This window comes from Henriciella sp., assembly GCF_029936995.1.
Classification (GTDB): domain Bacteria; phylum Pseudomonadota; class Alphaproteobacteria; order Caulobacterales; family Hyphomonadaceae; genus Henriciella.
In genome coordinates this window covers 514,387-536,578 of the sequence record NZ_JAPYRE010000002.1, presented here as the reverse complement: position 1 = coordinate 536,578, position 22,192 = coordinate 514,387, and the positions used below count along the sequence as shown (strand labels likewise).

Here is a 22,192-nt window from a genome sequence, read left to right as displayed (position 1 = left end):
AAACAAACCGTGTGCGGATCAACAATTTTTACCCAATAGAGCGAGTCAATTACAGCATCATGACACAATCGGCACCTGAAGACTTCGAATACCGGATACCAGAGGGAGACGATATCGAGAGACGCGTCTGCAATACTTGCGGATTTATCGATTATGAGAACCCCCGGATTGTCGCTGGATCCGTGGTGACGAAGGACGAAAGGATCCTGCTCTGCCGTCGGGCCATTGAGCCGCGCAAGGGCTACTGGACGCTCCCGGCCGGCTATATGGAACTTGGCGAGTCAATCGAGGAAGCTGCCATGCGCGAGGCCCGCGAGGAAGCCTGCGCAACCATCGAGATCGACCGCGTGCTGGCGATGTATACCGTACACAGGATCGGCCAGGTCCAGATCATGTTTCGCGCAGAGCTGAAATCGGATTTCCGTCCGGGACCAGAGAGTCTTGAGACAGAGCTATTCGACTGGAAAGATATCCCGTGGTCGCAACTCGCATTTCCGACTGTGGTCTGGGCACTCACTCATTATGCCGAAACCCGCGAGGCTGACGATTTCGCCCCGTTCGGAAACCCGGCCGGGACCGAGAAAATCACTCGCCAGCCACCGGTTCCTCCTCAAGGTGTTTGAGGGTGTAAGGCACATTGGCAGCGCCGAAAATGAAGGTGATGACCATATTGCCGAGCTTCCAGTTCGCCCAGACATCCTCGGCATTCCTGTCGCCAAAGGTCAGGCCCAGGAATTCATACGAGCCTGCCGGGGCCAGCATGACACCGGCGAAGCGCAGCGGCTCCTCGAAGCCCGGAGCGTAATAGCGCCACAGGAACTCATTCCAGACGGCCATGGCCACGAAGAAGAGACCCCAGCGGATTGAAAGCTGCGTCCAGGCATGATTTGGCAAGGCAAACACGTCCCGGAACATGACACGCCATACGTTCTGCCCCACAGCCATGCTGCCAAAGATGATGGCGGCCAGGAACAGGTTCTGGATCGTCGGCTTGATATAGATGAAGGACTTTTCCTGGAGCAGGATGCCCAGAAGGCCGAAGCCGCCGACAATCGCCGAGGTGATAACCAGGAAGGCCGGAATCTTCTGCTTCTTGATGAGCTTCTGGCCGATAACGCCCAGCGTCAGGACGATCAGGACCGCCGTGGCCCAGTAAAGCGCAGTATCCTTGTTGATCCACGCGGTATCGAGTTTGGTCAGCCGCAGGATATTATAGACAAGCACGAAGCCGATAACCGGGACGAGGTCGCCCCAGATGCGGTTAGCCTTGTCAGCGGCGGTGTCGATATCTGATTTCTGTTCGCTCATGATAACAGTTACGAAGTCCTGCCTGCTCTGGATGTGCGAAATCTGTCTCGCATGAAAGACCTTGTCCCGCCAGCATCGATGACCCAGGCGGCTGCAATATAGACCACTGCGCCTGCCGCTGCCTTGCAGAAAAGTTCAGGCCAGCTTCCAAAATCAGGCACAAGCGCCACAGCTGGCCACATGGCCAATGACGCCACAGCGATGCGCGCCAGTTGCCCGAATGGCATTGGCAGCGCAACATAGCGCCGTCCACGCCACGCGATCAGAGCGATGCCCAGCGCATAACTGCCAATGGTGGCCAGGACCGCGCCGATCAGGCCAAGCGCCGGTATAAGGGCCAGGTTTGCACAGATGTTGGTGCCCGCCGGCACCAGCATGAGCAAGGCCTGTTCGCCCGTCTTCTGGGCAAGCTGGAAGGCTTCGGTGTAGTAATGGATCAGGAGACCGTTCATCAGCCCTGCAAAAGCGATCCATGGGATGATGAGCGTTGCTCCCGCACGAACATCTTCCCCGATCAGCGCCTCTGCCAGCGGTTCGGCCACCAGAGCCAGCCCGGTTGCCGCTGGCAGACCGATCAGAAGCATTGTGGAAACAAGCCCCCTTGCTTCTTTTCTGGCCGCAACCTCGCCATGCTCTTCGAAAGCGGCAAGCATTAGCGGGGCGCCGGCCATGGCCGCCCAGGCACACAGCAGGAGAATTGTCTTGTCTGCAACGCCATAACCGGCCGCGTAGGCACCAACCGAAGCCTCACCGAGGAACAGGGCGATCAGGAACCGGTCAGCTGCGGACAGGACAAGGTCCAGTGCAAGCGCCGCGGCGATCGGCAAACCATAGGAAAGATAGACCCGCCGGCGGGATGGGTCAGCCTTGCCGCCACTCGCCATCCTGTTAAGCCAGGGTAGCTGCACGATACACAGCAGGGCTGCAGCACAGAACAGGCCGATAAACGGTGCAGCCGCCCCGATATGGGTCTGCCAGGCGATGATCGCTCCGATTGCAAAGCCCCCGAGCAGTTTGGCCGACAGGATGGCTGCATAGCGGCCAACCTGCTGGTTCGCCTTATGCGCTTCCAGTGTTGCCTGCAGCAATGTGCCCAACGGCAGGAGCATGGCCATCCAGGGCAGGATCCGCAAATAGCGCGGCATGTGTGCGACACTCACAGTCAGGAGTATCATCAGGAAGGCCGAAGCCAGGAGCGAACGGAGGAGCAGGCTACGCACCGTGGCAAAATGATCTGCTGTCTCCCCGCGGACCTTGGCTTGTGCGGTATAGCGGTAAGCTGCCGATTCTGCCGGAGCCAGTGTCGCTGTGTGGATAAGCGCCAGGACAGAGAACATCAGCGCATAGCGGCCATACTCATCCGCCCCGAGCAGGCGTGTAAAGACGTACACTCCGCCGAAGGACGCCATTGCGCTGGCAAGGTTGGCTGGCAGGTATCCGGCAAGGTGACGGGTGAGCTTCATGACAGATGCTGCCTAACAGCGATATCCGAAGGGAGGATTAAATATCGCCCTCGAGCAGAAGGAGCCCTGCGGCCAGCACTGCCGCAGCGATAATCCGGCGTTTGCCGAAGCCTTCCTTCAGGAAAACCGCGCCAAGAATAGCCCCGAATACGACCGATGTTTCCCGTATCGCTGTCACGGTGGCTGCGTTTGTCATGGAGAAGGCAAGAAGCGCCGATCCATAGGACAGCACGCTCGCCACACCACCAACCATACCGCCTGCCAGCTGTGGGCGCAGGCGGGCACGGAGCTCTCCACGCCGCGTCCATACCGTAACTGCCGTCGTGCCCATCCAGTCGAGAAGGAACAGCCAGACGATGAAAGTGAACCTGTTTTCGGCAATGCGCACCCCATAGGCGTCTGTCACGGAATAAAGTCCGATGCCGGCCGCAGTCAGCCCCGCCCAGAACAGGGCTGACTGGTTCATCTTTTTCTCACCCAGGCTACCACCCTGCGGCAACGCAAACACAAACAGGGCCGCCGTGGCGAGCGAAAGGCCGATCCATCCAAACAGGCCTGGAAACTCGTTCAGCGCAAAGACCGCGATAATTGCCGTCATCATCGGCGCAAGGCCGCGCATAACGGGAAAAACCAGCGACAGGTCTCCCCGGTGCAGCGCCCGGATCATGAAGAACTGATAGACCCAGTGGGCTGCAATCGCGATCGCGATCGGCATCCAGAGGCCGCGCTCCGGCAGGGGCACGATAAAGGCGAAAGGCAGGACGCAGGCCGCGGAGGTCAGCGACAGGACCATGCGTGCGCTCAACACGTCTCCGCCGCGCTTCACGGCAAAATTGGCCGTGGCGACAGTTATGGCCGAAAACAGGCAGAGGAGAACGGGAAGCAGGCTATCGGGCATGGTGCAGCCGTTGCGTTCTGCTACCCGGCAGACAAAGTCAAGCGCACAAGGACCGGTGGTGCCGTCTCTGCTCTCGTGTCCCGTCGACCTAGCAACTAGGTGGGTGCCGGTTAGGATAGGCCACGGCCAGTCCCAGAGCCAGCTCCCTTGACGGAACGTAAGGTCGGCGGACAGCTGGCGTCCACGAACACCTCAGCCCTTGTGCAACTCATACAGGTAATCACTGAGAATGCGCTTTGGTAGGGGCATATTGCTTTTGTCCACGTCTGATGTCCTGCGCATTAAGATGCGTTCACAACCGGAACTTGGCTGCAGACAGGGGGTTTTCGCCATCGTGCCTGGCTGATTGGCTAGGTATCGCAACCATTTTGAAAGGAGACCCCATGGCTCTCAAGACTTTCCGCGCGCGCACTGTGGCGGCTATAGCAGCAGCCACGCTTGCAGGCGGCGGCGCAGCCATCGCCCAACAGCAAAGCCAGGCTCCGGCCGCTCCGCAGCAGGCCCAGCCACAGGCTCAGATCGAGCCGGTGACAGAAGCCGAAATCGACCAGTTTGTTGCGGCAAACAACGAAGTTTCGACTATTGCACAGTCTGCAAATGCCGAGCTTCAGGCCGCTGAGGACAAGGCAGCAGCCCAGAAGGTTCAGGCTGAAGCGCAAAAGGAAATGATGGCGGCAATCCAGGACGAAGGTCTCACGCCGCAGCGTTTCACCGAGATCGTGCAGCTGGCACGCGCCGATGAAGAGCTTGCCAATAAGCTGCGCAGCAAAATGGAAGGTCAAGGCTAGGTCAGTCACCTGTCAGACTTGAAGTCTTCCAAGCAATCGGCCCCATCAGAAAACAAGCTGATGGGGCCTTTTTTGTTTCGGGTTCCAAGCGGACCATATGATGGACTCACGGGTTTTCCCGCGCCCACACTCGGGACACGTGCGGCAGGCAGGACAAGCGAGGCATACAATGCGCACTTTCATGATACTCCCGGCCGCAATGGTCCTACTCGCAGGCTGCAACGGCCAGGAAGCGCAGACACCGCCCTCCCCGGAAGACATGACGATTGTCGGCAGCGCGGTGCCAGAGGTCCTGCAAACCGGTGAGTACTGTTACTTCCGCGACGATGCCGAGGTTACAGAGGGTGTCCGGCTGATCGCAGGCGGCGATGGCAGCCTTTCAGGCAGGAATTACGGCGTTATCCACCAGGAGGGTGAAGGGTATTACAGCGCGTTCGAGATCGATTTGAACGGGGGCCGGCTGACCGAGAGCGGGCTTGTCCTGTTCAACGCCAACACGCGCGTCGAGGGTGATGTACGATCCGGCACGATGCTCTGGAACATTTCCGAAGACAGTGCCGCACCCGACGGCCTCGACACGAAACTCGACAATGTTGCGTGCGACGGGCTGGAGGACCGGGTTTTCCCGGAAAACCAGTAATCGCCCCCATCCCACAAAAAAGCGCCCGGATGTAGGGTCCGGGCGCCTTTCGGTCCAGCAGGGCAGAGACAGGTCTAGTAGCGGCCTTCCGCAAGCAGCTGGGTGACCAGTTGCGTGGCGAGTTCGACCATCATCACCTGACCATCGACCTCGGCATAATACTGCCCGCGCGGCGGCGGCTGGAGGCCATAACGGTCATAGTCGCGGATGACGCGATAATCCTCATAATAGCGTCCATTATAACGGATCGCATCGCGCTGGCCGTCCTCATAGCCTTCTTCATAGGCGCGGCGTTCATCGCGGCGGTCCCGGTCACGGTCGCGCCACCTGTCATAACCATCGGCCTTCCAGCCATTCCCACACCAGCCCTTCTTGGCATGGCCGGGCGGACAGTGCGGCGGATCAGCAAAAGCCGGGGCACCGGCTGTTGCAGCAAAGGCCGCAGCGATGGCACCGAATGCGGTATTCCTGACGAGATGTTTCATGGCGTCGTCCTTTCACATGTCCCGTTCGTACAGGAGGAAAAACGGCCCGCCATGACAGCCGGTTCCGCACAACGTCTCGTTATCTTGCGTTCAGCTTGCGCCTACTTCGCGAAGAGCTGATCCATGTCGGCGAACGCCTTGATCTCAATGGCATTTCCCGACGGATCGGTGAAGAACATGGTGGCCTGCTCGCCCGGCTCGCCCTGGAAACGGATATAGGGCTCGATCACAAAATCCACCTGGCCGGTGAGACGTTCGGCGAGCACCTGCCACGCACCCATGTCGAGGACGAGACCGAAATGGCGCACCGGCACGCTTTTTCCGTCGACCTGGCTGGTTGATCCCCTTTCCGCTTCACGCCGGGATGCCTCCTGATCCGGACACTGTTCCGGCGCGAGATGCGCGACGATCTGGTGGCCATAGAAATCGAAATCCACCCAGTGCTCGCTCGAGCGCCCTTCCGGGCAGCCCAGCAGTCCGCCATAGAACTTCCGCGCGGCCGAAAGGTCATGGACGGGAAAGGCGAGATGAAACGGGGCGGCGGGCATGGTGGCTCCTCTGGATAGCGTGTCCATGTCCTACCCGGTTTGCGCCACCGCGAAAACCATCACGGGATTTTGGTTTGATCCCCGCTGCGCTTCACTTCGCGATGGATCGGGCTCAGGGCTGCCCCTGTACGAAAACCGCCACGCGGATTTCCGCTGGCGTTTTCGTATCTGCCCTGAAGATGACAGGGCCGGGCGCGTCCGGTTTGAACGCTGCGAAGGAAACAGAAAACGCTCCAGTGGAGCGTTTTCCCTGAGCAGGCCTGAGCGTCAGCGAAGGCGCGCATAAGCCGCTGCCGCGGCCTTCTCCACCTTCAATCGATCCACTGGATCGATTGAAGGTGGAGAAGGCCGTGAGAGGTGTTGGCCGGCAAGGTGTCCCTCTCCGGCCCGCCCGAAAACAGTAATCACCGGGGGCTGCCCCGGCGTCCCTAGCGAACCACATGGCGCCGGACCGCTTGTAGCAGGGCCGTTACATCCCTGCCCGCAGCATCGGTCACTCTCACACCCCACACGCCACCCGGCCGGTCCGGACCGCCCTGTCTGACGATGGGATGGCTGGGAGTATGGGTGGCAGGTAAAGGGGTGGGATGGATTTTTCTGGTCCGAGGATATGCGAGGGCGTCATCCCGGTTTGCGCGCAAGCGCAAGACCGGGACCTGGCCCAGAGATTGTACCATGCCGCGACTGGGTCCCGGCTCTTCCTCCGGTCGGCCGGGATGACGTGCGGCAGGCCGTGGAGTATGGCTCAGGATTGGAGTGGGATGGATTTGATTAATCCCAAGGTGCGCGCCCCCTTCTCCTGATGCCGGGAGAGGGGGAAAGCCGCGCCCCGCCTGATTAGTTACGCGAGGGGTAAATCCCCTGCGTCACGACGCAGTGCCTGACGCCGTAATAGGATGGTATGGTCTCGCCCGCCATCGTATCGCCGGGGTCGTTGCGGTTCGCCTCCTCGCGCAGGTCCGGCAGGGCGAAAGTCGTGCGCCCGTCGCCGCCATAGGTCGAGCCGAGCAGCGAGAAAAGCGCGGCGTTCTTATCGATGGGCAGGAGCCGGCCATCGGCCTCCATCGTTCCGCGTGGGCAGAATTGGAACCCGACCGTGACGATCTCGCCCATATAAGCGTCCGTTCCGGCTTCAGCCGCTGGCGCGAGCGCCGCTGCGCCCAAGCCTATAAGTGCCGCTGTCAAAAGAGTTTTCCGAACCATGATGTGTGCTCCCCCTCATTCTGGAGCGGGCAGTTTATAAGCGTTCGCGGCGGCGGCAAGGCGCGTCGGGCGTGCGGGCCTGATCGTGCGCCCTAATAGTGAGGGGGTGGCCGGTCGACGGGGGCGGCCTGGCCGGCGGACTGTTCGGCGTCGGCGACGCGCTCGGCGAGGCGGGTCACCTGCCGCTCCAGCCGCTCGATCAGTTTCCACTGCGCCGTGATCGCCGCGTTGAGGTCCTCAATCGTCTGGTCCTGATGGACCACACGCCTTTCAAGCTCGTCGAGGCGGGAGGCGGTGGAGGGTGTGTCTGACATGAGCAGTTCCGTCATATTGCTTCGAGCGTGCTTTCGACATGACTAGGCATAGTGTGCGCGCCGTCGTCCAAAAGAGCATTCGCTGATCGCATCCGGCTTGCGGTGCCATTGGGAATTCGATTGAGCAGCGCGGACTTTTGATCCGCAGTCAGGTTGTCCCACCAGCTAGGACGCATAAATACATTCTCCGAATGCTCAAAAGCCATAGACGCGATCAAGCTAGATTTTCGATCGTCCGGGACGCGCTTGAAGCTCTCAACAAATTCTCTCGCGGGACCGTTTTTAGTTCCCGCCCAGCCAAACACGGCCGACGTACTGTCACCAATCTTGGTTAAATTGACTGTGATATGTTCGAGGTCTGAAGAGGTGGTGCCTAACTTTTGAAGCCAATTACCTTCGAAATCGGTTTCCACCTGCCAAGCTCCACACATCACCATTGGTACATCAGTGGAGAATCGCACCTCATAGTAACGGAAGTCTTCGTATCGTTTTTCAGCCATCATCGTTTCATAGAAGGCCTTCCAGTTAGCAGCGTCCCGCATCCCAAGTTGAGTTCCATAAGCCGAAGCCGCACATCTCATTTGAATTTCTGCTTGGATCGGGAAGGGGGTGCCGTAGTCCATTTTTCGCTGCAGCTTATCTAATTCGACCGCAGCGCTCTTTCGAAAATACTCCATACAGATCGCGCGGTATGCCAACAGTGAAGCAGTCTCTTTTGAAATTGTTGCACCAGGCCTTTCGATAGGTTCAAAAAGCTCCGCATCGTGAATGGCGCAAAAGCCAGGAAACGTCGAAGCCTTCTTAGTGCTCACTCTCTTCAATACAGGCGTGCCATGGTTCTTGACCAAATCTTCAAGGTCAAACTTTGTTGTCAGAACGTGGTTCTGCTCAGAAATCGCTGCTAGCCCACCTCTTCGCTGAATCGTATGAGACGAAATCGCGTTAGCGCCACAGTAGGAACCGTGAGTGACTGTCGCAAGGCAAAACCCCTCGGCAAACTTTTCACGCATAGCCACGGCATGCTCGAAAATGTTTATCGGTTGCTGCTGCTCGCGGTACTTATGACACTTTTTCCATTTGGCTCCCGATCCACACCAACATCGTTCATTGGGCTTCATGGTCTCTTGCGGTGAAATGCGATGCCATAAAACATTAGGTGCTGACAACGAAGGATGGGTCATCTGTAAGATATAGTTATAACTACCGCACGCACTACGATTTAGGTATCGGAACTACTCCCGCTCCACATAAATCTCGCCACCCTGCGCCATGAATTCCGCGCTCTTGGCCTTCATGCCCTCTTCGGCCTCCTTCGCCTGCCGCTCAAGGTTGGCTTTTTCATTATCGCTCATATTGTCGGCATAGTCGCGGACTTCGGCGCTGATGGCCATGGAGCAGAATTTCGGGCCGCACATGGAGCAGAAGTGCGCGACCTTGTGGGCTTCTTTGGGCAGGGTCTGGTCGTGATAGTCGCGGGCGGTTTCGGGGTCCAGCGAGAGGTTGAACTGGTCCTCCCAGCGGAACTCGAAGCGGGCGCGTGAGAGCGCGTCGTCGCGGACCTGCGCGGCCGGGTGGCCCTTGGCGAGGTCTGCGGCGTGGGCGGCGAGCTTGTAGGTGATGACGCCGACCTTCACATCGTCGCGGTCCGGCAGGCCGAGATGCTCCTTCGGCGTGACGTAGCAGAGCATGGCCGTGCCGTACCAGCCGATCATCGCCGCGCCGATGCCGGAGGTGATGTGGTCATAGCCGGGTGCGATGTCGGTCGTCAGCGGCCCGAGCGTGTAGAAAGGCGCCTCGCCGCATTCGCGCAGCTGCTTGTCCATATTGATCTTGATTTTGTGCATCGGGACGTGGCCCGGCCCCTCGATCATCACCTGGCAGCCCCTGGCGTGGGCGATCTTGGTAAGCTCGCCGAGCGTCTCCAGCTCTGCGAACTGGGCCGCGTCATTGGCGTCCGCGATGGAGCCGGGGCGCAGGCCGTCGCCGAGGCTGAAGGAGACATCATAGGCGCGCATGATGTCGCAAATGTCCTCGAAATGGGTGTAGAGGAAGCTCTCTGTGTGGTGGGCGAGCATCCATTTCGCCATGATCGAGCCGCCGCGCGAAACGATACCAGTGACGCGCTTGGCGGTGAGGTGGATATAGGCCAGCCGCACACCGGCATGGATGGTGAAATAGTCCACCCCCTGCTCGGCCTGCTCGATCAGCGTGTCGCGGAAGACCTCCCATGTCAGGTCTTCGGCGACGCCGTTCACCTTCTCCAGCGCCTGATAGATCGGGACGGTGCCGATCGGGACGGGGCTGTTGCGGATGATCCATTCGCGCGTGTTGTGGATGTTGCGGCCGGTGGAGAGGTCCATGACATTGTCGGCACCCCAGCGGGTCGCCCAGACCATTTTCTCGACTTCTTCCTCGACGGATGAAGTGACGGCCGAGTTGCCGATATTGGCGTTGATCTTGACGAGAAAGTTGCGCCCGATGATCTGCGGCTCAAGCTCCGGATGGTTGATATTGGCCGGGATGATGGCGCGCCCCTTCGCGATCTCGTCGCGGACAAATTCCGGCGTGATGAAGGGCGGGATTTCCGCGCCGAAGCTTTGCCCTTCCGCAATCTTGTCTTCCGCGCCCTCAAGCGCCTGCTGGCGGCCAAGGTTTTCACGCTCGGCGACATAGATCATCTCTTTCGTGACGATGCCGGCTTTTGCGTATTCATACTGCGTGAGCAGGTCCTTGCCGCCATCGGGCTCGGGCATGGAGCAGGGCGAGGAGGCGCTGTCGGTGCCCGCATCACGCGACATGCGACGCAGGGGGCGGTGCCGGGTTGGGAATTCGCGGGCGAGATGCTTGCCGGAAGCGCGGCCATTGTCTTCCGGCTTCACATCGCGCCCGTCATAGGCCTCGACATTGCCGCGTTCGCGGACCCACTCGGTGCGGTGGCGCTCAAGGCCCTTTTCGACATCGATGGTGACGGACGGGTCGGAGTACGGCCCGGAGGTATCATAGACCGGGACGGTGTCTTCATTGGCCGACGGGTGCAGGTCGATCATCCGGCGCGGGACCGAAAGCGACGGATCGGTCTGGGGATGGGTGTAGACCTTGCGGCTTGCGGGCAGTGCGCCGGTGGTCACTTCCGGTGTGGCGAATTCGGACTGTGGGGTGGGCTTGTTCATTGTGGGTCTCCATATGCTTCGAGACCCGGGAATCTTGCGTGAGCGGCACTTTTCCGTTCCTACGCCGGTTCAACCCGGATCAGGTTCTAAGGGTGCTGGGCCTGCGTCTGGCCCATCTCAGCGCTAGCAATACGCGCCCCTCGGATAAGGATTACCCTAGCGGAAGTGCCGGAAGCTGCATAGGGGGTTTTGGCTCACGCTCCCGCGCGGATAGCGGCGATCATGTCGGGGTCTGTCAGTTCGACCCAGACGGCATTGGAGGCAGCCACCACCTCGCCTGCCGCATCGACGAGCGCCCCGTCGGCATAGTTCTTCCGCCCGTCCACGCCCTGTTTCCAGGCCATCGCGATAAGACGTTCGCCGGGGGTCGGGCGGCGGTGAACCTCGACGGCGAGAGAGCCGAGCAGGCAGAGCTTGGTGTCACCGTGGCGCAGGGCGAAGGCGGTCGGGCAATCGAGTGCAGCCCAGACGAATTCCGGGCGGACGAGACCGTCGTCGCCGGCATAGTCTTCAGCCGGGACCCAGACATCGGCATTGACCGGGCTGCCAGGCACCGGGCCGGTGAACAGGCAGAGCGCATCTTCCGGGGTGCGTTTCGGCCCGCAGACGAAGCAGCCGGGAATGCTGTGGCTGGCCGCCTCTTCAAGGAAGGTTTCCCGCGCGGCCTCAAGACCAGCGGCGTCGGGCACTTGCGGCAGCTCGATGCTGACGCTGGCAGGTTCGGCACTGGCGACGAATGTTTCTCCGGCATAGGCGTTGACTGTATCGCCATCGCGCATGAGGCGCAGGGGCGCATCGAGGGGCGGCGGCTTGCGCAGTTTGACCCGCGCCGGGCCGTCCATCTGCCGGGCGATCATCCCTGCGGTATAGCCGCCATTGCCTGATTGCGGGGGCCCGCGAAAACGGTGCGCGATTTCAAAAGTGCCGATCTCATTCATGCGCCCTGCGCTATCCACAAAACAGTGCCGCGGCAAGTGGACGAGACGGCGCACGCATGCGAATTCGCCATAGCCCGGATTTTTTGCCCCAGAGATACTTCATGCATTTTTCGATACACACAGCGACGCTTGCTCTCTGCCTTTTCGTGATTGGCGGACTTGCAGCCTGTCAGGCCACATCACCGGTCAAAGCGGAAGCAAAGGCCACCCACGAAGCAGCCGCAGAAATAATCGAACTGCGCGAGGCCGGTCTGATCGCAAACTACTATCCAGCCGCCCGTGATAAAGCCGGACCTGGCCTGCTGATGCTAGGTGGCTCCGAAGGAGGGCTCAATCCGGCCGTGTCCCGCGAAGCTCAGGCGCTGCGCGACCAAGGCATCAGCGTATTACAGCTTTCCTTCTACCGGGCCGAAGGCCAGCCACAGAACCTCGAAATGGTTCCGCTTGAAACATTCGACCGGGGGCTGGACTGGCTGAAGGCGCGCGGCGAGGTCGATGCCGACCGCATCGGGATCTACGGCACATCGAAGGGAGCCGAAGCAGCCCTTATCACGGCCACGCGCCATACAGAGATCGCCGCCATCGTGGCCATGGTGCCGTCCAGCGTCTCCTGGCAGGGCATCAACTGGGCCTTCGACGGACGCCCGGCGGACGCCTCATGGTCCCTTGGCGGTGCCCCCTATCCGGCCCTGCCCTATGGAGCCTTCGATTACGAGACCGGTCTTTATTCCCTCTATGCCAACGGCCTGAAAGCCGTGGAGGAGCACCCCGAAGCAGTGATCGCGATCGAGAAGACGCAAGCGCCGGTCCTTCTCATCTGTGGCAGCGCGGATGCCTTGTGGCCGAGTTGCCCGATGTCTGAAACTATTGCGGCACGGGCAAAAGAGAGGAACGGACCGGATGTAACGATCCTCTCCTATCCGGATGCGGGGCACGGGGCCGGTGGAATGCCAGCTGGCAAGCTCGACCCCGCCACAGCCGGCGAGGCACTCGACTGGGGCGGAACACGCCGGACAAACTATGCCGCAAACCGGGAGAGCTGGCCGCAGGTTGTTTCCTTCCTGACAGACACGCTATGACAGGCTGGCGGAGGCACACTCATGACCGGCGAGCTGGACAGGACATTCAATGACGCTGAGCGCTGGCATGACGAAGCGCTGGCCCTGCGGGACATTTTGCTCGATTGCGAACTCACCGAAGTGAAAAAATGGGGCAAGCCCTGCTACACTCAAGACGGGGCCAACATCGCCATCATGCAACGCATGAAAGGCTTTCTCGCCCTGCTCTTCGTCAAGGGCGGACTGCTGAAGGACCCGGATGGCATTCTCGCGCCGCAGGGGCCGAATTCACGGGCGGGATACCGCGCGGTCTTTACCAGTGTTGAAGACGTAACGCGTATGGCGGACAGCCTCCGGGGATGTGTCCGCGAAGCCATCGAAGTGCAGAAGAAAGGCCTCAAGGTCGAGCCTTCGAAAGAGATCGGCCTGCCGGATGAACTCGTCGACGCGATGGACAGCGACCCGGACCTGGCATCGGCCTTTCATGCGCTGACGCCCGGACGACAGCGGGGCTACGCACTCCACATCGCCAATGCCAAACAATCCAGCACGCGTATTGGCCGTATCGAGAAGAACCGTGCGAAAATACTCGCAGGCAAGGGCCTTCACGACCGCTAGGCTATTGCTTCAACTTGTAGGTCAGCGCCATGGCGATGCAGTGGGCGAGTTTCTCGCGCGGCAGGGTGGCCTGAAGATCGAGAAGGATCGCGCGGTTGCCCTCGAAGCCTAGCGTCCCGCCATACTGCTCACGCCAGCGGTCCACGAGATCGGTCTGGCAATGGACGAGCAGCTTGACCGTCTCCGGCATGGCCGCTTTCCAGCCGAGGCGGACCGGTGTGCCGCTGCGAGTGACATAGGAAGGCTCACCCCATTTCAGGGTCTCGGTGAGCGGGCCACAAGCCGGTATGCTTGCAGCGGTCTCGAATATGAGCGCGCGCAGCCCCAGCCAGACATGCCGCACAGGCTCGGGCACGGCCATAAAGACAGTCCTGACATCATCGGCCAGCCCAGGCCCGTCCTCCGCATAGGTCAAATTCCGGTTCTTCTCTGGCATGGGCGTGCCCCCGTCATACCTCTGTGTTGAGAGACAGCTTAGCAGACAATCGGAGACACTAGGATATGACAGACCAGAAAACCGTTATCGTCACAGGCGCAGGCTCAGGCATTGGTGCGGCAACAGCAAGGCGGTTTTCCGCCGATGGCTGGAATATCGTACTCAACGGACGCACCCGCTCGAAACTGGACAAGGTGGCCGCAGACCTGCCGGACGCGCATACGCTGGTGGTCGAAGGCGACGTCTCGAAACCAGCAGATGCCAAACGGATCGTGGATGAGACCGCCTCAAGGTTCCGGGGGCTCGACTGCCTGGTCAACAATGCAGGCGTGGCAAAGATGGGCCGGGCCGGACATCTCTCACGAGAGGATTTCGAGACGGTCATGTCGGTCAATGTGACGGGCGTCTACAATATGGTGACAGAAGCCCTGCCGCACCTTGAGGCGAGCCAGGGGTCTGTCGTCAATGTCTCCTCGGTCTCCGGGATTGGCGGGGACTGGCTGATGTTCGGCTACAATACCGCCAAGGGCGCGGTCTCCAACATGACGCGGGCGATGGCACTCGATCTCGGCCAGGCCAGGGTGCGCACGAATGCCGTCGCGCCAAGCCTGACAGTGACGGACATGTCCACGGGCGTGGTCGAGAATGAAAGCCTGCTCGCGAAATTCCGCGAACGCATCCCCATGGGTCGCCCAGCCGAGCCGGAAGAAGTCGCCAATGTCATCGCTTTCCTCGCCGGACCGGATGCCGCCTTCGTGAACGGTGTCGTCCTGCCGGTGGATGGCGGGCTGTCGGCTTCCAACGGACAGCCGAACTTCGGGGCCTAGGCGCGAGAGGCAGGCGGCGCGTCCAACTGGCCGCTGCCTGCCTCCCTGCTCATAATCTCAGACCCTAGCTGGCGTCGTCGCCAAGATAGCGCTGCGTGAAATCGAGGAAGGCGTCCCACGACTTTTCATCTGCGAGTTGCTGGTAACGGTCCGACCCGAAGACCGTCCAGGCGTGCGGGGCGCCGGAATAGATCTCGACCTGATAGGTGGCACCGGCCTCTTCCAGCATGTCTGCCGTCTTTGCGGCCAGCGTATTCGGGATCCCGCTATCGGCCCCGCCATGCAGGATGAGGACAGGCGCGCCAACAGCCTTGTAGTCAGCATCCTCAGGCATATCGAGGCTGCCGTGGAAGGTAGCGAAGCCGGCAATGTCTGCGCCTTCGCCTGAGCGGGCGAGCTCAAGCGTGGCCCCGCCGCCGAAACAGTAGCCCATGATGATCGCCTGCGTTTCGCCGGAGGCGTTGCGGGCTTCTTCCAGACCAGCGAGGATGCGGGTGCGCATCATGTCACGGTCATTGTAGAGCTTGCCAACCTCTGCCTTGCGAGCCTCGGTCGTGTCAGGACGGTTGTCCTTGCCATAGAGATCGATCGCGAAGGCATCATAGCCCTCATCGGCGAGCATTTCCGCACGGGTTTTCTCGTAGTCATCGAGCCCGCCCCAGTCGTGGATAATGAGCACGAGCCCCTTCGCATCGCGCGTGGCTTCGGCGAGATAGCCTTCATATTCGGCACCATCGACCTCGTACGTGATGGCTTCGCCTGCCTGGGCGCTGAAGGTCAGGGCCGCAGCCGCAGTCATTGAAGCGAGAATGGGAAGACGCATGGAAGCTCTCCTTGCTTTGGGGTGAATTCTACAAATCATCTAGGCTTGCACACCGGCTTGCCCAATCAAATCTCCCGCCACTCGCCCGGTCGCATGCCTTCAAGTGTCCAGTCACCAATCGACCAGCGGATGAGCCGCAGGGTCGGGTGGCCGATCGCGGCCGTCATCCGGCGGACCTGTCGGTTCTTGCCTTCACGCAAGCCAACTTCAAGCCAGCAGTCCGGCACGGACTTTCGATAGCGGATCGGGGGCTCACGTTCCCACAGCGTGTCAGGCGGGGTCATGGGCGAAACCTTTGCCGGACGCGTGCGGCCATCCTTGAGATCAAGCCCCTCACGGAATGCCTGCAGGGCGGCCTCATCCGGGATGCCCTCAACCTGCGCCCAGTAAGTCTTCTCTGTCTGGTGCTTCGGATCGGCGATGCGGGCCTGTAGCCGACCATCATCGGTGAGCAGCATCAGGCCCTCGCTATCACGGTCCAGGCGCCCGGCCGGATAGACGCCCGGCGCGTCGATATAGTCCGACAGGGTCGGGCGCTTCGATCCTTGCGTGCCCCTGTCAATGAACTGGCAGAGCACGCCATGCGGTTTGTTGAAGGCAATCAGCATTAGGCGTCCTTGAGGCATGACAGCACTGACGCGCAAGAGCATTCCATAAGCGCGCCGCAAAAAAGAAGCCCGCCAAAATGGCGGGCTTCAATCACGTCGGAATTACCGGTCTGATTTATTGACCATAGCTGTCGAGATACTCACTCAGCTCGATCTTGCCGTTACCGTCGATGTCGAAGTCGGCAAACAGCTCGGTATTGCCCGAACGGTTTTGCCAGTCAGTCCATTCGCTCTTGGTTACGACACCATCATTCTCGTCATCGATGGCGAGGAAAACCTGGCTGGCCTTCATGGCCGTGACTTCCGAGCGCATCTCGGTGCGTGTCGTGTCCTTCGTCCAGTCTTTCTGACTCATTTTCTCGGCCTTGGCTTCGGCATCTTTTTTGGCCTTCTTGGCCTTTGCCTTACCTTCTTCAGCCTTGTTCAGGGCTGCCGTGGCTTCATCTTCGGCGGTTGCAGAAGTCGATGCTGCAGCGTCTGTCGCCGTGTCGGCCGCTGTCTCAGCAGCTGCATCGCCATCGGTCTCGACAGTCGTCTCGACCGACGTCGTGGTTTCGGCATCTTCTTCAGACATTGCCGACGCCGAAGCATCCGTATCTGCAGAATCGGTTTCGACTTCTGTCGTCACGGTCGTGTCTTCATCAGCCGATGTGTCGACATCAACATCTGCCGACGTGTCGTTCTCCATATCCGTGGATGCGTCCATGTCTGCGGATGTATCCATGTCCATGTCATCGTCGGAAGAATCGATATCGACATCCGTGCTGGTGTCCATGTCCGACTCCGATGAAGTATCAACATCGACATCCGTTGACGTGTCCGTATCCATGTCAGCGGAGGCGTCCATATCGCCATCGTCAGTTGATGTGTCCACATCGACCTCAGTCGACGCATCCACATCGCCTTCTGCAGCGGCTTCAGCTTCCTGATCGCTGGCGGTATTTTCCATATGGTTCTCAGCGATCGCCGGCATCGTGGCGAGAGCTGTTGTTGCTGCGAGTGCGGTTATGAAGCGTTTCATGATACTCCTCAGTTTGTGACTTCGACGTAATAACGGCGCTTGCGCCACTCATGTTCCCGGATTTTCGAATCAGTTTCCGGTCAGATGCCTGACAGGCCCGTCATGACCAATTGCCAAGCCGGCAAAATCGTTACACTTTCGAAACAAAATAAATCCCGGGAGGAATATTCATGACCGCTACTGCAGCAGCCGCGCTTTATGCTGCGCTCTGTCTCGTCCTGATGCTGGCGTTGAAGATCAATGTCGGCCGGGTGCGTCAGGCTGAACGCGTGATGTTCGGCGATGACGGACGCGAGCCGCTTCAACGTGCCCAGCGCGTGCAAGGCAATGCAACGGAGGACATCCCGATCACGCTCATCGGGCTTTTTGCGCTTGCTTTCCTGGGCGGGCCCGTCTGGCTCGTCCATACACTCGGCGCACTGTTCTTTTTCGGCCGCATACTCCACGCGATCGGGCTGGGCGGTTCGAGCGGCGGAAGCTTCGGTCGCATGTGGGGCACCGTGCTGACACTGCTGGTCATGCTGGCAACCGCTCTGGCCTGCTTCTGGTTTGTTATTTTCTGATCACGCGCGTGACAGGCTCAGAAGACTGCCTGCACATCCTTGGTCCAGCCGGCATAGACATCTGCGCCGGTCTCGATCACGGGCCGCTTGATCAGGGTGGGATTATGGATCAGGAGCGCTGCTGCCTGTCCCTGCTCGACCTGTGATTTTTCCGCGGTGTCCAGATTACGCCAGGTGGTCGAGCGCTTGTTGACGAGCGCGTCCGGACCCACGGCCTTGAGCCAGAGCGGTACCTTCTGCGCAAGATCCGTATCTGAGCGGATATCCACCAGCGTCACGTCATGACCATCCTTGTCGAGCGCATTCATGGCCTTCTTGCAGGTGTCGCAGTTCTTGAGGCCATAAAGAGTGAGGTTTGCCATCGCATCGTCTCCGTTCCAGTGTTCTCGCACTAAGTGATATTGGCCACTTCGTCCCACATGCCAAGCCGAGCTGCGCCGGAACGCCCGGCCACGTCGCGAGTTGTATTTCCCAAGAACCGGTTGCGGCTGGCGACCGGCCAGAAAAGGGGGTATTTCCCATGGGCAGATTCCTATCCGGACTGATCGTCCTCATCGCCATTGTCTTTCTCGTCATCCTGCTATTCTTCCGGTTCACGGAAGGCTCTTTCGAAGAGGCTGGAGCCCGCATGGATGTCCTTCTCGGGGCAGCCGCTGAAGAAACCGAAGAAGCCGCAGGTGATGTTGCACGCGAAACAGATGAAGCGATCCGCGACCTTAATGACGGCAATTAGGATCTAATCCCTCCCACGAAGCGAAAACAGGTCCTCGACCCGGCAATCGAGTGCATGCGCAAGTTTGAGTGCAAGCACGGTTGTCGGGACGAACACTCCATTCTCTATCGTGTTCACAGTCTTGCGGCTGACGAAGACCTGTTCTGCCAGCTGCGCCTGCGTCAGACCGGCCTTCTGACGATAGTCTTTGAGCCGGCATACCAACTCCGGATGTTCAGCCACCCCGGCCCTCCAACCAGGCAAACGCGAACATGGGCATTACAATACCGGCGACAAGAATGATATTCACTGCATCCTTTGCAGTCAGGTCCGCATATCGCGTGACAATGAAACATACCGCAGCCGCGAGCATCATCATGCCATAACCAACCGCAAATGCAGACCTGCGGTTGGCGCGCACCAGCTCGTCCTCGAGAATTTCGTGGGAGATACTGGTCATGGCGCGTTTCCGGAAATTCAGAAGCAAGAGAATGAGTGCGGAAATCCAGATAAGGGATGCCACAAGGCCTGTCGCCAGCACTGGCCCGCGCCACGCTGTCTGCACACTTTCTGTTATCTCCAGATCCGTCAGCTGCCAGACCAAAAAGCTTAGCCCCAGCAGGACAAGCAACCAGCGCCGCCGTTCGGAAAGTTTTTCAGTGTCCGCCATACCCAACCTCCAAAATGTAACCTTCACGTTACCTTCTAGAGCTCCAGAAATGTAACGTCAAGGTTACATCGCCTGTGCGCGGGCTGAAGCACTCACTCCCCGTCGATGTAAACCTCGCCACCAAGGTCATCGAGCTTGCCTTGCAAGTGCGCACGCACATCCTCGACGGCCTGGTTGTAGACGGTAGGACCAAGCGTCTTCAGCATCCGGTCGAGAATTTCCCCGGCCCGGAAATCACTGAGAGGTTCATCGAACTCCGTCGAGAACAGGGCCTGTAGATGTGAGATCAGGGCCTCACGGCGCTCATCGGTGAGGCTGACATTCTTCATTCCACCACACCAACAATCGGGCCTATGTCCAGGCCCGGCTCGTTGCGCGCGATAGCGGGGGCATAGAGGCGGGAGACCTGGCCGTCGAGAAACAGCGCGTCGGGCGCTTCCAGCCGGTCGCGGAAGAGGCTTGCGAAATCATGGAATGTGACCGGCACATCGGAGATCGCGAAATAGACCGTGCGGCCATTGCGGCTGACGCCCACGCCGTTACGGCGCTTGCGCGACGTGCCGCCTGGATTGATCGAGGGGTGGATTTCCCCGTCAATCACCAGCATGGGGCCTGACTGGGTGGCGAACTCAGGATCAATTTCCTGATCGAGATAGGCCTGTGACTCGTCGATGCCGGCCCTGTCACCCTCGACCCAGAAGACGCCATTGGGCTTCATGTGGAAATTCCCCGGCCCGTCATTGGTATTGACGCTCGCCTTGTCGCCCTGGGCATCGCGCAGGTAACCGACCGGCCGGCGGTCATCATGATACATGCCGCCATTCATGGCGAAGACGAGCTGCTTGCCCTCGGCCTCTACCGTGTCGGCCAGAGCGTCGAATTGCAGATAGGGTTCACCCTGCTCATTGGCATAAAAAAGCCGGATGTCGTCTGTGTCAGCGTTAAACCGGCACACGACATAAGGGTTCGACTTGTGGGAAACCTTCCGGCAATGATCCCCGGAGGCGTAGTCACGCGCCGGATCACAGGCCGCTACCGAAAGTAATACCAGGCTGGTCATGAGGGCTGCCAGCCACCCCGGGTTTGTATTGCGCAAATCCGCCGCCTTTCGAATGGGCCCTGTCCCCATCAAGACATCAATCTACGACCGTGCGTATCTGGATGGAAGGGGGTGTCTCGCCAATCAGCAGTTCTCCCTGTGAGCCACCCTGAATGTTCAGGCGGACGCCTCCGCCTCATAGGCTTCATTCGCTTCCAGCCAGGCCTGCTCGGCATCATCCAGCGCTGTGCGCGCCTTCTCACGCCGCTCACCAAGCGACTGGGCCTCGCCAGGATCACGTTCATACAGGGTCGGGTCGGCGAGTTTCGCGTCAATGTCGGAAAGCGTGGCCTGAAGCCGCTCCATTTCACGTTCCGCGGCCGTGATGCGCTTTCGAATGTCCGCCGTAGCCCGCCGGATTTCCGAATCGGACCGCTTCGGTGGCGCCGGAGGCGGTGGGGGTGCAGCAATCGGCGCCGCCTGTGACTCACGCGATTTGTCAGCTGCCAGCACGAGCTTGCGATAGTCTGAAAGGTCACCGTCATAAGGCGCAGCCCGGCCTTCATTCACGAGCCAGAGGCGTTCGGCAGTCGCTTCGGCGAGATAGACATCGTGGGTAATCAGCAGCACTGCGCCCTGATAGTCATTCAACGCGTGGATCAGCGCCTCACGGGAATCGATATCGAGGTGACTGGTCGGCTCGTCCAGGATCAGGACATGCGGTTTGTGCATCGCCATGAGGCCGAGCAGCAGGCGCACTTTCTCCCCGCCAGACAGCTTGCCAGCCTTGGTCTCGGCCTTGTCCCGGTTGAAGCCGATCTGGGCGACAATGGAGCGTAACTGCCCTTCGGTTGCCTCGGGGCGCAGTTTCCGGACATGGTCGATGGCATTCAGGCCCTCGGACAATTCATCAAGCTGGTCCTGGCTGAAATAGCCGATCTCGACCTTGGGCGCGGCGACGCGATTGCCTTCAAGCAGCCTCAGGCGCCCGGCGATGGCCTTGACCAGGGTCGACTTGCCCTGCCCGTTTGCCCCGACGATGGCGATACGGTCATCATTGTCGACACGCAGGTTCACATCCCGCAGGACCGGCTGGCCCGGTGCATAGCCAAGATCGGCCCCGTCCAGCACGAAAAGCGGCGAGGCGAGTTCTTCCGGGTCGGGAAAATTGAAAGGATGCGTGCGCTCCTCAAGCGGGATGACGATCTCGCCCATCTTCTCGATCATCTTGATACGGGACTGGGCCTGGCGCGCCTTGGTGGCCTTGGCGCGGAAGCGGTCGACAAAGCTTTGCAGGTGGGCACGCTGCTTGTCTTGCTTGGACTTCTGCGCCTCAGCGAGTGCCAGCTTCTCGGCCCGCTTCCTCTGCCAAGTATCGTAGTCGCCGGGATGGACACCGAGCTTCTGATGCTCGAGGGCCAGAATGTGGGTCACGGCATTGTTGAGCAGTTCGCGGTCGTGACTGACCAGAAGGACAGTGTGCGGATAGCGCCTGAGATAGGTCTCCAGCCAGGCTGCGCCTTCGAGGTCGAGATAGTTCGTCGGCTCATCCAGAAGCAGCAGGTCAGGTTCTGCGAACAGGACACCTGCAAGCGCGGCGCGCATCCGCCATCCGCCAGAAAACTCACGGCAGGCGCGCGACAGGTCGGCCTGCGAGAAACCGAGCCCCGTCAGGATCGTGCTCGCCCGCGCCTCCCCGGACCAGGCATCCGTAGTCGTCAGGCGCTCATGCACGGCCGCCAGCTCATCAGGATCGGTGACCGTTTCCGCCCTCTCCATGAGTTCGGCACGTTCGGTATCGGCAGAAAGTGTTTCATCCAGCAGGGTCCTGTCGCTCGCCTCGACTTCCTGGGCGACCCAGCCGAGCTTGGCGGCCTTGCCGATGCGGATCGCCTCGTCGCCTTCTTCGCCGGCCTCGCGGATAAGTCGCAGCAGCGTGGACTTGCCCGTTCCGTTGCGACCGATCAGGCCGACCTTCCAGCCCGCCGCGATCTTGGCGGAAGCACCATCCAGCAGCAGGCGGCCCTGGATACGATAGGTCAGGTTCTCGATCGAAAGCATG

The 22,192-nt window shown here is 60.1% G+C and carries 28 protein-coding genes, 1 other RNA gene and 1 riboswitch; of the genes, 8 read left to right on the top strand and 21 right to left on the bottom strand.

Annotated elements, in window-relative coordinates; genetic code table 11:
• The first annotated feature begins 59 nt into the window (after positions 1-59).
• The gene (locus Q1K31_RS06950) at positions 60-623 is read left to right on the top strand and encodes an NUDIX hydrolase (RefSeq protein ID WP_300378167.1); all 564 of its coding nucleotides are present in this window, start codon (positions 60-62) and stop codon (positions 621-623) included.
• Here Q1K31_RS06950 and Q1K31_RS06945 read toward each other — a convergent pair.
• From Q1K31_RS06945 to ssrS, 4 genes are all read right to left on the bottom strand, one after another.
• Complete coding sequence (locus Q1K31_RS06945) at positions 586-1,308, bottom strand: septation protein IspZ (protein WP_300378165.1); 723 nt, start codon at positions 1,306-1,308, stop codon at positions 586-588. The genes Q1K31_RS06950 and Q1K31_RS06945 overlap by 38 nt on opposite strands.
• 8 nt (positions 1,309-1,316) lie before the next feature.
• A complete protein-coding gene (locus Q1K31_RS06940; protein WP_300378163.1) occupies positions 1,317-2,771 on the bottom strand; it encodes a lipopolysaccharide biosynthesis protein in 1,455 nt (484 codons plus the stop codon).
• Between the two features lie 37 nt (positions 2,772-2,808).
• Entirely contained in the window at positions 2,809-3,669 is an 861-nt protein-coding gene (locus tag Q1K31_RS06935; RefSeq protein WP_300378161.1) for a DMT family transporter, read from the bottom strand.
• 45 nt (positions 3,670-3,714) lie between these two features.
• A non-coding RNA gene (ssrS, locus tag Q1K31_RS06930) (6S RNA) lies at positions 3,715-3,871 on the bottom strand.
• 181 nt (positions 3,872-4,052) lie between these two features.
• Between ssrS and Q1K31_RS06925 the strand changes: the two genes are divergently transcribed.
• Together Q1K31_RS06925 and Q1K31_RS06920 are read left to right on the top strand one after the other, a co-directional pair.
• The gene (locus Q1K31_RS06925) at positions 4,053-4,457 is read left to right on the top strand and encodes a DUF4168 domain-containing protein (RefSeq protein ID WP_300378159.1); all 405 of its coding nucleotides are present in this window, start codon (positions 4,053-4,055) and stop codon (positions 4,455-4,457) included.
• A gap of 181 nt (positions 4,458-4,638) precedes the next feature.
• The gene (locus tag Q1K31_RS06920) at positions 4,639-5,097 is read left to right on the top strand and encodes a hypothetical protein (protein WP_300378158.1); all 459 of its coding nucleotides are present in this window, start codon (positions 4,639-4,641) and stop codon (positions 5,095-5,097) included.
• A gap of 74 nt (positions 5,098-5,171) precedes the next feature.
• Here Q1K31_RS06920 and Q1K31_RS06915 read toward each other — a convergent pair whose 3' ends face one another.
• The 7 genes from Q1K31_RS06915 to Q1K31_RS06885 form a co-directional block, all read right to left on the bottom strand.
• The gene (locus Q1K31_RS06915; RefSeq protein ID WP_300378156.1) at positions 5,172-5,582 is read right to left on the bottom strand and encodes an RcnB family protein; all 411 of its coding nucleotides are present in this window, start codon (positions 5,580-5,582) and stop codon (positions 5,172-5,174) included.
• Positions 5,583-5,683: 101 nt separating this feature from the next.
• Complete coding sequence (locus tag Q1K31_RS06910; RefSeq protein WP_300378154.1) at positions 5,684-6,130, bottom strand: VOC family protein; 447 nt, start codon at positions 6,128-6,130, stop codon at positions 5,684-5,686.
• A gap of 837 nt (positions 6,131-6,967) precedes the next feature.
• On the bottom strand, positions 6,968-7,333 hold the full coding sequence (locus Q1K31_RS06905; RefSeq protein ID WP_300378152.1) for a phage tail protein: 366 nt from the start codon (positions 7,331-7,333) through the stop codon (positions 6,968-6,970).
• 92 nt (positions 7,334-7,425) lie between these two features.
• Positions 7,426-7,647, bottom strand: a complete 222-nt coding sequence (locus tag Q1K31_RS06900; protein WP_300378150.1) for a SlyX family protein — start codon at positions 7,645-7,647, stop codon at positions 7,426-7,428.
• 11 nt (positions 7,648-7,658) lie between these two features.
• Positions 7,659-8,765: an SEC-C metal-binding domain-containing protein gene (locus Q1K31_RS06895; RefSeq protein WP_300378148.1), complete on the bottom strand. Its 1,107-nt coding sequence runs from the start codon at positions 8,763-8,765 to the stop codon at positions 7,659-7,661.
• A gap of 114 nt (positions 8,766-8,879) precedes the next feature.
• The gene (thiC, locus tag Q1K31_RS06890) at positions 8,880-10,817 is read right to left on the bottom strand and encodes a phosphomethylpyrimidine synthase ThiC (RefSeq protein ID WP_300378146.1); all 1,938 of its coding nucleotides are present in this window, start codon (positions 10,815-10,817) and stop codon (positions 8,880-8,882) included.
• A 39-nt stretch (positions 10,818-10,856) separates the two neighbouring features.
• Positions 10,857-10,968: riboswitch (TPP riboswitch) on the bottom strand.
• A 43-nt stretch (positions 10,969-11,011) separates the two neighbouring features.
• Positions 11,012-11,755, bottom strand: a complete 744-nt coding sequence (locus Q1K31_RS06885) for a hotdog fold domain-containing protein (protein WP_300378144.1) — start codon at positions 11,753-11,755, stop codon at positions 11,012-11,014.
• 101 nt (positions 11,756-11,856) lie between these two features.
• Here Q1K31_RS06885 and Q1K31_RS06880 point away from each other — a divergent pair, with 101 nt between their 5' ends.
• Complete coding sequence (locus tag Q1K31_RS06880; RefSeq protein WP_300378142.1) at positions 11,857-12,834, top strand: acyl-CoA thioester hydrolase/BAAT C-terminal domain-containing protein; 978 nt, start codon at positions 11,857-11,859, stop codon at positions 12,832-12,834.
• Positions 12,835-12,855: 21 nt separating this feature from the next.
• Positions 12,856-13,431, top strand: coding sequence for a YdeI family protein (locus Q1K31_RS06875; protein ID WP_300378140.1), 576 nt, complete (start codon positions 12,856-12,858; stop codon positions 13,429-13,431).
• A gap of 1 nt (position 13,432) precedes the next feature.
• Here Q1K31_RS06875 and Q1K31_RS06870 read toward each other — a convergent pair whose 3' ends face one another.
• Positions 13,433-13,867: a DUF1801 domain-containing protein gene (locus Q1K31_RS06870; protein WP_300378139.1), complete on the bottom strand. Its 435-nt coding sequence runs from the start codon at positions 13,865-13,867 to the stop codon at positions 13,433-13,435.
• 65 nt (positions 13,868-13,932) lie between these two features.
• Between Q1K31_RS06870 and Q1K31_RS06865 the strand changes: the two genes are divergently transcribed.
• Entirely contained in the window at positions 13,933-14,694 is a 762-nt protein-coding gene (locus Q1K31_RS06865; protein ID WP_300378137.1) for an SDR family NAD(P)-dependent oxidoreductase, read from the top strand.
• Positions 14,695-14,758: 64 nt separating this feature from the next.
• Here Q1K31_RS06865 and Q1K31_RS06860 read toward each other — a convergent pair whose 3' ends face one another.
• The 3 genes from Q1K31_RS06860 to Q1K31_RS06850 all read right to left on the bottom strand — a co-directional run bounded on the left by Q1K31_RS06860 (position 14,759) and on the right by Q1K31_RS06850 (position 17,146).
• Positions 14,759-15,517, bottom strand: a complete 759-nt coding sequence (locus Q1K31_RS06860) for a dienelactone hydrolase family protein (protein ID WP_300378135.1) — start codon at positions 15,515-15,517, stop codon at positions 14,759-14,761.
• 65 nt (positions 15,518-15,582) lie between these two features.
• Positions 15,583-16,125 (bottom strand): pseudouridine synthase, encoded by a 543-nt coding sequence (locus Q1K31_RS06855; RefSeq protein WP_300378133.1) that lies wholly within the window; start codon positions 16,123-16,125, stop codon positions 15,583-15,585.
• Positions 16,126-16,240: 115 nt separating this feature from the next.
• On the bottom strand, positions 16,241-17,146 hold the full coding sequence (locus Q1K31_RS06850; RefSeq protein ID WP_300378131.1) for a hypothetical protein: 906 nt from the start codon (positions 17,144-17,146) through the stop codon (positions 16,241-16,243).
• A gap of 170 nt (positions 17,147-17,316) precedes the next feature.
• On the opposite strand from Q1K31_RS06850, the gene Q1K31_RS06845 reads away from it, so the two are divergent.
• A complete protein-coding gene (locus Q1K31_RS06845) occupies positions 17,317-17,709 on the top strand; it encodes an MAPEG family protein (RefSeq protein WP_300378128.1) in 393 nt (130 codons plus the stop codon).
• Between the two features lie 17 nt (positions 17,710-17,726).
• On the opposite strand, the gene Q1K31_RS06840 is transcribed toward Q1K31_RS06845, so the two are convergent.
• On the bottom strand, positions 17,727-18,071 hold the full coding sequence (locus Q1K31_RS06840) for an ArsC/Spx/MgsR family protein (protein WP_300378126.1): 345 nt from the start codon (positions 18,069-18,071) through the stop codon (positions 17,727-17,729).
• Between the two features lie 158 nt (positions 18,072-18,229).
• On the opposite strand from Q1K31_RS06840, the gene Q1K31_RS06835 reads away from it, so the two are divergent.
• A complete protein-coding gene (locus tag Q1K31_RS06835) occupies positions 18,230-18,442 on the top strand; it encodes a hypothetical protein (RefSeq protein ID WP_300378124.1) in 213 nt (70 codons plus the stop codon).
• Between the two features lie 3 nt (positions 18,443-18,445).
• Here Q1K31_RS06835 and Q1K31_RS06830 read toward each other — a convergent pair whose 3' ends face one another.
• The 5 genes from Q1K31_RS06830 to Q1K31_RS06810 all read right to left on the bottom strand — a co-directional run bounded on the left by Q1K31_RS06830 (position 18,446) and on the right by Q1K31_RS06810 (position 22,191).
• Entirely contained in the window at positions 18,446-18,664 is a 219-nt protein-coding gene (locus Q1K31_RS06830) for a helix-turn-helix transcriptional regulator (RefSeq protein ID WP_300378123.1), read from the bottom strand.
• On the bottom strand, positions 18,657-19,091 hold the full coding sequence (locus tag Q1K31_RS06825; protein WP_300378121.1) for a hypothetical protein: 435 nt from the start codon (positions 19,089-19,091) through the stop codon (positions 18,657-18,659). The genes Q1K31_RS06830 and Q1K31_RS06825 overlap by 8 nt, the downstream gene beginning before the upstream one ends.
• Positions 19,092-19,183: 92 nt before the next feature.
• The gene (locus tag Q1K31_RS06820; protein ID WP_300378119.1) at positions 19,184-19,420 is read right to left on the bottom strand and encodes a DUF2164 domain-containing protein; all 237 of its coding nucleotides are present in this window, start codon (positions 19,418-19,420) and stop codon (positions 19,184-19,186) included.
• Positions 19,417-20,187 (bottom strand): phosphodiester glycosidase family protein, encoded by a 771-nt coding sequence (locus tag Q1K31_RS06815; RefSeq protein ID WP_300378117.1) that lies wholly within the window; start codon positions 20,185-20,187, stop codon positions 19,417-19,419. The genes Q1K31_RS06820 and Q1K31_RS06815 overlap by 4 nt, the downstream gene beginning before the upstream one ends.
• A gap of 120 nt (positions 20,188-20,307) precedes the next feature.
• Positions 20,308-22,191 carry an ABC-F family ATP-binding cassette domain-containing protein gene (locus tag Q1K31_RS06810; protein WP_300378115.1) on the bottom strand — a complete coding sequence of 628 codons (1,884 nt, stop codon included), beginning with the start codon at positions 22,189-22,191 and terminating at the stop codon, positions 20,308-20,310.
• Position 22,192 lies beyond the last annotated feature (1 nt).